This window comes from Streptomyces sp. NPDC101178, from assembly GCF_044767965.1.
Classification (GTDB): domain Bacteria; phylum Actinomycetota; class Actinomycetes; order Streptomycetales; family Streptomycetaceae; genus Streptomyces.
Genome location: NZ_JBIWOZ010000007.1, coordinates 491,041 through 500,240, shown reverse-complemented (window position 1 = coordinate 500,240; position 9,200 = coordinate 491,041). Strand labels below are relative to the sequence as shown.

The following is a 9,200-nucleotide window of genomic DNA, read 5'->3' as shown; positions in this document are numbered from 1 at the left end:
AGGAGAGTGCGATCAGTGGTGGGTTGAGTGAGACGGATCTGCGTCGGTTGGGTCGGTTGGGTTTGCGGGCGTTGCCTTCGGTTGAGGCGATGGAGCTGTTCGACGCGGCGTTGTCGATGGCTGAGCCGGTTCTCGCGGTGACGTACCTCGACACGAAGGTCCTGCGCGAAAGCCCGCAAGTTCACCCTGTACTCCGAGGCCTGGTGCCCGCCGCGCGTGTACGCCGCAAGGTTGCCGGTGGCGCCGCCGAGGGCGGATCGGCCCTGACGCGGCAGTTGGCCGCCCTCGGCGCGGCCGAACGCGAAGCCGCCTTGGCGGATCTGGTGCGAGGGCAGGTGGCCGGGGTGCTGGGGCACACGGACGCCTCGGTCATCGACGGCGACCGTCCCTTCCAGGAGCTGGGGTTCGACTCGCTGACGGCGGTGGAGCTGCGCAATCAGCTGAACCAGGCGACGGGTCTGCGACTTCCCACCACCCTTGTCTTCGACTACCCCAGCCCCACCGCCCTCGCCAAGTTCCTGGGGAAGGAACTGGTCGGCGACGAGGACGACAGCACCGTGGCGACCGTCACGGCCACCCGTGCCGGAATGTCGTCGGAGCCGATCGCGATCGTGGGGATGGCGTGCCGCTACCCGGGTGGCGTGTCCTCGCCGGAGGACCTGTGGCGGCTGGTCGCCGCCGGAGGTGACGCGGTGAGCGAGTTCCCCTCCAATCGTGGGTGGGACCTGGATGGTCTGTACGACCCGGATCCGGAGCGTGCGGGGACGAGTTACACCCGTCACGGTGGGTTCCTGCATGACGCGGATCTCTTCGACCCGGAGTTCTTCGGGATGTCGCCGCGTGAGGCGACGGCCGCCGATCCGCAGCAGCGGCTCCTGCTGGAGACCGCCTGGGAGACGGTGGAGAGTGCCGGGATCGTTCCGGCCACGCTTCAGGGCAGCCGCACCGGTGTCTTCGCCGGCGTGATGTACAGCGATTACGGCACCCGTACGCAGCAACTGCCGGAGGGGCTCGAAGGCTACTTGGCGAGTGGGAGTGCGGGCAGTGTGGCGTCGGGCCGGGTGGCGTACACCCTGGGTCTGGAGGGTCCGGCGGTGACGGTGGACACGGCCTGCTCGTCCTCGCTGGTCGCCCTGCATCTGGCGGTGAACGCGCTGCGTAACGGTGAGTGCGACATGGCGCTGGCGGGCGGGGTGACGGTGATGTCGCAGCCGACGACGTTCGTCGAGTTCTCCCGGCAGCGCGGGCTCGCCCCGGACGGCCGCTGCAAGGCCTTCGCCGGTGCGGCGAACGGTACGGGCTGGGCGGAGGGTGTGGGCCTGCTGCTGGTGGAGCGGTTGTCGGACGCTCGGCGCAACGGTCACAAGGTGCTGGCTGTGGTGCGGGGTTCGGCGATCAACCAGGACGGTGCGAGCAACGGTCTGACGGCGCCGAACGGTCCGTCGCAGGAGCGGGTGATCCGTCAGGCGCTGGCGAACGCGGGTCTCGGTGCGGCCGATGTGGACGCGGTGGAGGCGCACGGCACGGGTACGACCCTGGGTGACCCGATCGAGGCCCAGGCGCTGTTGAACACGTACGGGCAGGAGCGTGCGGGTGAAGAGCCTTTGTGGCTGGGTTCGTTGAAGTCGAACATCGGTCACAGTCAGGCGGCGGCGGGTGTCGGCGGGATCATCAAGATGATCCAGGCGATGGAGCACGGTGTGCTGCCGCGGACGCTGCATGTGGATGAGCCGTCGAAGCATGTGGACTGGGAGTCGGGTGCGATCTCGCTGCTGGCGCAGGAGCGGGAGTGGAAGGCGGCCGGTGGCCGTCCGCGCCGGGCGGGTGTCTCGTCCTTCGGGATCAGCGGCACCAACGCCCACGTCATCATCGAGCAGGCGAACCCGGAGGCGACGCCGAGCGGCGAGCCGCGGAGCCCGGAGCCGGCCAGGTCTCTGCCGGTGATTCCGTGGGTGCTCTCCGGCCGGACCCCGGACGCGCTGCGCGACCAGGCGGCACGTCTCCTCTCCTACGTCGAGACGGACACGTCGGCTGCCGGGACGAGGAGCGACCTGTACGACATCGGCGCCGCGCTCGGCGCGAGCCGTACCGCCTTCGACCATCGTGCCACCGTCGTCGGCGCGGACCGCGACGCACTCAAGGACGGACTGCTCGCCCTGGTGTCGGGTGGGTCGTCGGTGGGTGTGGTGCGTGGTGTGCGGGTGGGTGGTCGGTCGGCGTTCCTGTTCACGGGGCAGGGTGCTCAGCGGGTGGGTATGGGCCGGGAGTTGTATGAGGCGTTTCCGGTGTATGCGGCTGCTTTCGATGAGGTGGTGGCTGCGCTGGATGTGGTGGTGGGGCGTTCGGTGGCTGATGTGGTGTGGGGTGGTGAGGGTCTTGATGAGACGGTGAATACGCAGGCGGCGTTGTTCGCTGTCGAGGTGGCGTTGTTCCGGTTGGTGGAGTCGTGGGGTGTGCGGCCGGATTATCTGGCCGGTCATTCGATCGGTGAGGTGGCGGCTGCTCATGTGGCGGGTGTGCTGGATCTTGCTGATGCGGCTGCGTTGGTGGCGGTGCGGGGTCGGTTGATGCAGTCGGCTCCGGCGGGTGGGGCGATGGTGTCGGTGCGGGCTGCGGAGTCCGAGGTCCGTGAGCTGCTGGTAGGGCGGGAGTCCCGGGTGGCGGTGGCGGCGGTGAACGGGCCGCTCTCGGTGGTCGTGTCGGGTGATCGTGATGCGGTGGGGGAGGTGGTGGAGGAGCTGCGGGGCCGGGGTCGTAAGGCGAAGGAGCTGACGGTCAGCCACGCTTTCCACTCCCCGCACATGGAGGGAATCCTCGACGAATTCCGCACGGTGGTCGGTGGGTTGACGTTCCACGCACCGCGTATTCCCGTGGTGTCGAACGTGACCGGAACGCTCGCGAAGAACGAGGAGCTGACGTCACCCGACTACTGGGCGCGTCACATCCGCGAGGCCGTCCGCTTCCACGACGGCATCCGCCACCTGGAGGAACAGGGCGTCACGCACTTCCTCGAACTCGGCCCCGACAGCGTCCTCGCCGCCCTCGCGGCGGACTCGTTCGCGAACACCGAGGTGTCCGAAGCCATACCCGCACTGCGCCGTGGCCGTCCCGAGGCCGCCATTCTCGTCCAGGCGCTCGGACGGTTCCACAACCGGGGTGTCCGGGTCGACTGGGACGCCTTCTTCGCCGGCACCGGGGCCCGTAACCGCACGCTGCCCACGTATGCCTTCCAGCACGACCGCTACTGGCTCGACCCGACCGTGGCCGGCGCCACGGCCACCGGCCCCGATGCCACCGGGCATCCGCTGCTCGGCACGGCGGTTCCGGTCGCGGGCACGGCACAGGTGCTGTTCACCGGCCGGCTCTCGGCCCGCACCCATGCCTGGGTGGGCGACCACGCCGTCCTCGACGCCCCCGTCGTGCCCGTCTCCGTCTTCGTCGAGGCAGCGATCAGGGCCTCCGACGAGGTCGGCGCAGGCCACCTGGTGAGCCTCTCCGCGCACAAGCCGCTGGTCCTGCCCGCGTCCGGCGCGGTCCGGCTCCAGACCGTGCTCGGCGCGCCCGACGCATCCGGGCGGCGCACCTTCACCGTCCATGCCCGCCCGGAAAGCGCCGACGGCCGCGACGGCGCCGACTGGACCGTCCATGCCGAGGGTGTGCTCGCCGCCGACGGCGAGGGGCCTCTCCCGGCCCTCACCGGAACGGCCGACGCAACGGGCGAAGTACGGCTCGACGAGGGCCTGTTGCCGGACGCCGCAGGCTACGGCCTGCATCCCGCGCTGCTGGATGACGCCGTGCGCGGCGTCCTGGGCGACGCGCCGGCCGGCTCCGTCCGGATTCCGGCCGAGTGGCACGGCGTCCGGCTGCACACCACCGGCGCCACGGTCGTCCGCGTCCTCGTGAACCGGGCGGGCGACAAGGAGGAGCCCCAGGAGGGCGAGGCCGTCTCCGTACAGCTGACCGACACGGCGGGAGCGCCCGTGCTCACCGTCGACCGGCTCGTCCTCCGCGACGTACCCGACGAGGAATTCACACCGGCGGACGACGCGCGCGGGCCGCTGTACCGGCTCGACTGGATCCCTCTCCACGCGTCCGGAAGCGGTACGCCGGTGCGCTGGGGCGTCCTGGGGGCCGGTCTGCCCGGCTTCGGTACGGCGCGGTTCACGAAGGTCGCGGAGATCGCCGACGCGGTGGAGGGCGGCGAAGCGGTCGACGCCGTCCTCGCCGCAGTGGGCCCCCTCGCCGCCGTGGACTCCGCCGCCGAAGCCGCCCACCTCCTCACCCGGGAGGTGCTCGGCCTCGTCCAGGAGTGGCTCGCCGAGTCCCGGCTCACGGAGACCCGGCTCGTGGTCCTGACGGCGGGCGCGGTGGACACCGCCGACGGACAGGCGCCGGACCCGGCCCTGGCAGCGGTGTGGGGGCTGCTGCGCTCCGCCCAGGCCGAGGCACCGGACCGGATCGTCCTCATCGACGCCTCCACCGAGGCCGGAGCCCCGCCCGAGCCGCTCCTGGCCGCGGTGCTCACCGCCGGTGAACCTCAGGCCGCACTGCGCGGCGGTGCGGTCCTGCTGCCCCGGCTGGGCCGCACCGAGCCGGCGGCGCCAGGCGCCCGGAACACCGGATCCGCCGATGGCACCGTCCTCGTCACCGGCGCTGCCGGGGCCCTGGCAGCCCACGTGGTCCGGCACCTGGTGACCGACCACGGCGCGCGCCACCTGCTGCTGCTCGACCGGCAGTCGGAGGGCACCTGGCCGGCTCCCGGCCTCCTGGACCAGCTGGAGGAGGCGGGCGCACAGGTCACCGTCGCGTCCTGCGACACGAGCGACCGCGAAGCCCTCGCCGAGGCGATCACCGGCGTGCCCGGCGACCTGCCGCTGACCGCGGTCGTGCACCTGGCCGGAGTCCTGGACAACGCTCTGCTCGCCGCGCAGACGCCCGAAGGCCTCGCCGACGTGCTGCGCGCCAAGGCGGACACGGCCTGGCACCTGCACGAGCTGACGCGTGAGCGGGACCTCACCGCCTTCGTGCTCTTCTCCTCGAGCACCGGCGTGATCGGCGGACCCGGACAGGCCAACTACGCCGCCGCGAGCGCGTTCCTCGACGCGCTGGCCGGCCGGCGTGCGGCCGAGGGCCTGCCGGCGACGTCGGTGGCATGGGGACTGTGGGACGTACCCGACGGCATCAACGCCCACCTGGACGAGCGTGACCGCTCCCGGTTCGTTCGCGAGGGATTCCTGGCGCTCGCGCCCCAGGAGGCGCTCGGCCTGCTCGACACCGCGCTCGGCACCGACAACGCCGCACTGGTGGCGCTTCCGGTCGACGCCTCGGTGATGCGCTCGGGCGGTCGGGTCCCGGAGGTGCTGCGCGGCCTGGTCGGAGTGCGCGACCGGCGTGGAATCGCGGCCAACGAGGAGGCGGGCGGCCGGCTGGCGGGGCAGCTGGCCGGGCTGACCGCGACCGAGCGGCACAAGCTCGTCCTCCAACTGGTGCGCAACGAGGTGGCGACCGTCCTCGGACACACCGACTCCGGTGCGGTCGAAGCCGACCGGGCCTTCCAGGAGATGGGCTTCGACTCGATGACCGCCGTGGAACTGCGGAACCGGATCGCCGAGCAGACCGGCATCCGGCTCGCCGCCACGATGGCCTTCGACCATCCGTCGCCCGCCGCGCTCAGCGCGCATGTGCTGGAACGGCTCCAGCCCGCCGACGCGGAGGGCAGCGGCAAGGCCGGGGCCGTCGCCGAACTGGAGCGGCTGGAGGCGGCACTCACCGCTGTACCGGACGACGGACCGGATCGGACCGAGATCGTCGTACGTCTGCAGAACCTCCTGGACCGGCTCTCCGGTACGGGCGGGGTGGGCCAGGAGGACCAGGAGGATCTGGCGAGCCGGCTGGAATCGGCGTCGGCGGAGGAGATCTTCGCGCTGATCGACACCGAGCTCGACGACCCCGCGGTCTGACGGGCAGGTAGCACTGTGGGCCAGGGCGCACGAGGCGTCCTGGCCCACAGTGGCGTCCGGCGCCCTCATCGGACGCCGGGCACGGGGTTGTTATGCGGTGGGTTCGTCGGCGACGGGGCGGTCGACGGCCATGATCCAGTTGCCGTTGGTGTCGTGGACGAGGACGTCGGTGCAGATGCCGTCGATGATGTTGGTGCCGTCGGGGGTGGGGATTTCGAGGTGGAAGCGGACGATGAGGAGGATGGTGTCGTTGGTGCGGAAGGAGTGGAGGACTTTGGAGGTGAGGGCGGGCTTGGTGGCGAGGAAGGCGGTGATGGCTTCGGTGCGGGCGGTGCCGGTGAGGGGGGTTCCGGTGAGGTTGGAGACGGCGTCGTCGCGGTAGAGCTGGTCGAAGATGGCGCCTTCGCCGGAGTTGAACGCGTTGAGGAAGACCTCGTTCTGCTGGTCGGGGTCGTCGGTGAGGGTCAGATCGATGCCGAGCGTTTCGCTCATGGTGAGAACGTCCCTGTCTCTTGGTGAAGTCGGTTGCGGGCCGACCGGTTCGGCCGGCCCGGATGCCCGTGCGCGGAAGGCGGTGTCAGATGTCCTTGCCGTACGGGTTGTCGATCACGTAGAGCCAGTCGTCACCGCGCCGGCGCAGCACGTCGAGCGCGGTGCCCGAGTGCCGCTGCGGGCCGTCCGCGGTGGCCGTGACCTCGATGGACCACTCCACGACCAGCAGCGCGGTGTCACTCGTCACATACGACTCGACCACCGTCGCCGTCATGACCGGCCCCAGCGCGAGCAGCTCGGCCCGGCCGGCCTTCCTTTCCGCACCGGTGACCGTCTTCCCGTCCTCCAGTACGGAAACGGCGTCCTCGGCGAAGAGCCGGTCGAGGAGCTCGACATCGCCGGAATTGAAGGCGCGTACCGCATTCTCCGCCTGAGTGAGAACTTCTTTCCTGAGCTGTTCCATGGCCACCATGGTTAATTCACTCCGCATTCTTCTCGGAAGAAGGTGCCGCTGAACACACGTCAGCCCACCCTAGTCGGAGCCAAACTAGGCGAGCTTTTCCATCTGGCGGTCATCGTCAGGCAATGAGTGCAGGTGGCGGCTTCGGTTACTCCGTGGTGGGCGGTCAGAGAATTCAAGGGCATAGGTTCATCGCAATAGGTTCTTCGGAGGGGTTCGGTATGAGTTCTGTATACGCGAAAGACACGGTCGGCCGAATCCCGATGGAGCCGGCCTCGGTGCGGGAGACAATGGCCCGCTTCGCCACCGGGGTGACCGTTCTGAGCGTCGGCGGCCGGCACATTCACGGGATGACGGCGAACGCCTTCAGCTCCGTGGCCCTCGACCCGCCGAAGGTGCTGTGCTGCGTGGCCCACAGCGCGGTCATGCACAAGGCGATCACGGCCTCGGGGCGCTTCGGCATCTCCATCCTGGGATCCGGACAGGAGACGCTGGCACGGCACTTCGCCAACAAGGACAGGATCCTCGGCGCCGAGCAGTTCGAAGGGATCGACTGGGAGCCCGGCCGGTACACGCAGGCACCCCTGCTGCACGGTGCGACCGCCTGGCTGGAATGCGAGCTGTCGGAGTCCTACGACTCCGGCGACCACACGATCTTCATCGGCGACGTGCTGCACACGTCCCGGGCCGTCGACGCGTCGGGACTGCTCTTCTTCAACGGCAAGTTCCGGCAGGTCGACCCCACGACGGCGTGAGCCGTCGGCCGGCCCCGCCACCGCATGAGCCGCCACGGAATCGACGGAGGGACGGTATGTCCGCTGCACCCCGCATGGAACCGATCGTCAGCCCCTGGGAGGCCGTCATCGGCCCCGGCTTCGTCCAGGCGCTGAACGAGGGCCTGACCAAGAACGCGACGCTGCGCGGCCGGCCGATCCGCGGTGGCGGAGGCGAACCCCCGGCGCCCCGGCCCGTGAGCTACGTGTCGCGGTTCACCGATCCCCTCGCCGTCGCGGTGATGATGGCGTACGAAGCGGCGGTCGACTCCGCGCTCACCCCGGCCGACCGCAAGGACCCGAGGCTCCGGGCCGCCCTCCTCCTCCGCGGCAGCCAAGTACTTCTGGAGGCTGTCGGCCCCACCCCCGTACCGCGCGGACGCACCGGCCTCCCCGGGGCGCCGAAGCTGTCCGCGGAGCGAGAGGCGCTGGCTCTCACCCTGCTGATGGAGAGCGCCGTGCTCACGGTGCTGGGCCGCAAGGGACCGAGGGCCCGGTCCACCGAGCTGGTCAGGGCTCTGGGGAGTTCGGCACGCCGGACGCTGAATCAGGTCACAACCTCCGGACCAACTGACAGAATTCAGCCATGAATTACGGACTTCTCACCGGAAAAGTGGCTCTGGTCACCGGAGCGAGCAGCGGGATCGGCGCCGCCGCGGCGCGTACCTTCTGCCGCGAAGGCGCGACGGTGGTGCTCACCGCCCGAAGAGAGAGACAGCTCGCCGAGCTCGCCGCCGAACTGCGCGACAGCGGGGGACAGGCGGCCTACGTGGTCGCTGACGTCACGTCGGCGCGTGAGGCCGCGCTCGCGGTGGACTTCGCGGTGGACACCTACGGACGCCTTGACGCCGCGTTCAACAACGCGGGGACCGGTGGCGATCGCACGCCTCTGCACCTGATGTCCGACGAGGTCTACGACAACCTCATGGACACCAACGTCCGCAGCGTCTTCAACTGCCTGCGTGCCGAGATATCCGCGATGCTGCGGCACGGCGGCGGCACCATAGTCAACAACAGCAGCGTCGGCGGCCTGGTGGCCATACCCACCGCAGCGCCGTACATCGCGTCGAAGCACGCGGTCGTCGGCCTCACCAGGGCCGCCGCCGACGAGTACGCGAAGCAGGGGATCCGAGTGAACGCCGTGGCCCCCGGCACCACCCGCAGCGAGATCACAGCCGACTGGTTCGCACGCAACCCGGGCCTGGAGGACATGGTCAACTCCATGACTCCGCAGGGCCGGACGGCGGACCCGGAGGAGATCGCGGCAGCAGCTGCCTGGCTGCTCAGCGACCGCTGCCCCTTCCTCACCGGCACGGTCATGCCGGTCGACGGGGGCTTCGTCAACCAGTAACAGAGCCCGCGTACGGGGGCGGCACGCGGGATGTGCGGTCCCTGCGTCCTCTCGTACGCTCCGCCCGTCGGGGGCGCCCCCCCCCCCCCCCCCCCCCCCCGCCCCCGCCCCCCCCCCCCCCCCCCCCCCCCCCAACCCCCCCCGCCGCGCGGCCCCCCCCCCCC

General features: G+C 70.6%; 6 protein-coding genes. 4 read left to right on the top strand and 2 right to left on the bottom strand.

Annotated features, from left to right (window positions below):
- On the top strand, nt 1-5,960 hold a 5,960-nt coding region (locus ACIRR8_RS22505; protein WP_404067552.1), incomplete at its 5' end, for an SDR family NAD(P)-dependent oxidoreductase.
- 90 nt (nt 5,961-6,050) lie between these two features.
- Here ACIRR8_RS22505 and ACIRR8_RS22500 read toward each other — a convergent pair.
- Nucleotides 6,051-6,452, bottom strand: a complete 402-nt coding sequence (locus ACIRR8_RS22500) for a nuclear transport factor 2 family protein (RefSeq protein ID WP_319172740.1) — start codon at nt 6,450-6,452, stop codon at nt 6,051-6,053.
- Nucleotides 6,453-6,537: 85 nt separating this feature from the next.
- A complete protein-coding gene (locus ACIRR8_RS22495) occupies nt 6,538-6,915 on the bottom strand; it encodes a YybH family protein (RefSeq protein WP_404067550.1) in 378 nt (125 codons plus the stop codon).
- Between the two features lie 218 nt (nt 6,916-7,133).
- Between ACIRR8_RS22495 and ACIRR8_RS22490 the strand changes: the two genes are divergently transcribed.
- The 3 genes from ACIRR8_RS22490 to ACIRR8_RS22480 are packed head-to-tail and all read left to right on the top strand — an operon-like array spanning nt 7,134 to nt 9,036.
- A complete protein-coding gene (locus ACIRR8_RS22490) occupies nt 7,134-7,667 on the top strand; it encodes a flavin reductase family protein (protein ID WP_404067547.1) in 534 nt (177 codons plus the stop codon).
- Nucleotides 7,668-7,723: 56 nt separating this feature from the next.
- Nucleotides 7,724-8,275, top strand: a complete 552-nt coding sequence (locus ACIRR8_RS22485) for a hypothetical protein (RefSeq protein ID WP_404067544.1) — start codon at nt 7,724-7,726, stop codon at nt 8,273-8,275.
- Nucleotides 8,272-9,036, top strand: coding sequence for an SDR family NAD(P)-dependent oxidoreductase (locus ACIRR8_RS22480; RefSeq protein WP_404067541.1), 765 nt, complete (start codon nt 8,272-8,274; stop codon nt 9,034-9,036). Before ACIRR8_RS22485 ends, ACIRR8_RS22480 begins: the two co-directional genes overlap by 4 nt.
- Nucleotides 9,037-9,200 lie beyond the last annotated feature (164 nt).

Coding starts and splice junctions, on each gene's coding strand:
- ACIRR8_RS22500 (WP_319172740.1), bottom strand. CDS start 6,452: ATGAGCGAAACGCTCGGCATCGATCTGACCCTCACCGACGACCCCGAC.
- ACIRR8_RS22495 (WP_404067550.1), bottom strand. CDS start 6,915: ATGGAACAGCTCAGGAAAGAAGTTCTCACTCAGGCGGAGAATGCGGTA.
- ACIRR8_RS22490 (WP_404067547.1), top strand. CDS start 7,134: ATGAGTTCTGTATACGCGAAAGACACGGTCGGCCGAATCCCGATGGAG.
- ACIRR8_RS22485 (WP_404067544.1), top strand. CDS start 7,724: ATGTCCGCTGCACCCCGCATGGAACCGATCGTCAGCCCCTGGGAGGCC.
- ACIRR8_RS22480 (WP_404067541.1), top strand. CDS start 8,272: ATGAATTACGGACTTCTCACCGGAAAAGTGGCTCTGGTCACCGGAGCG.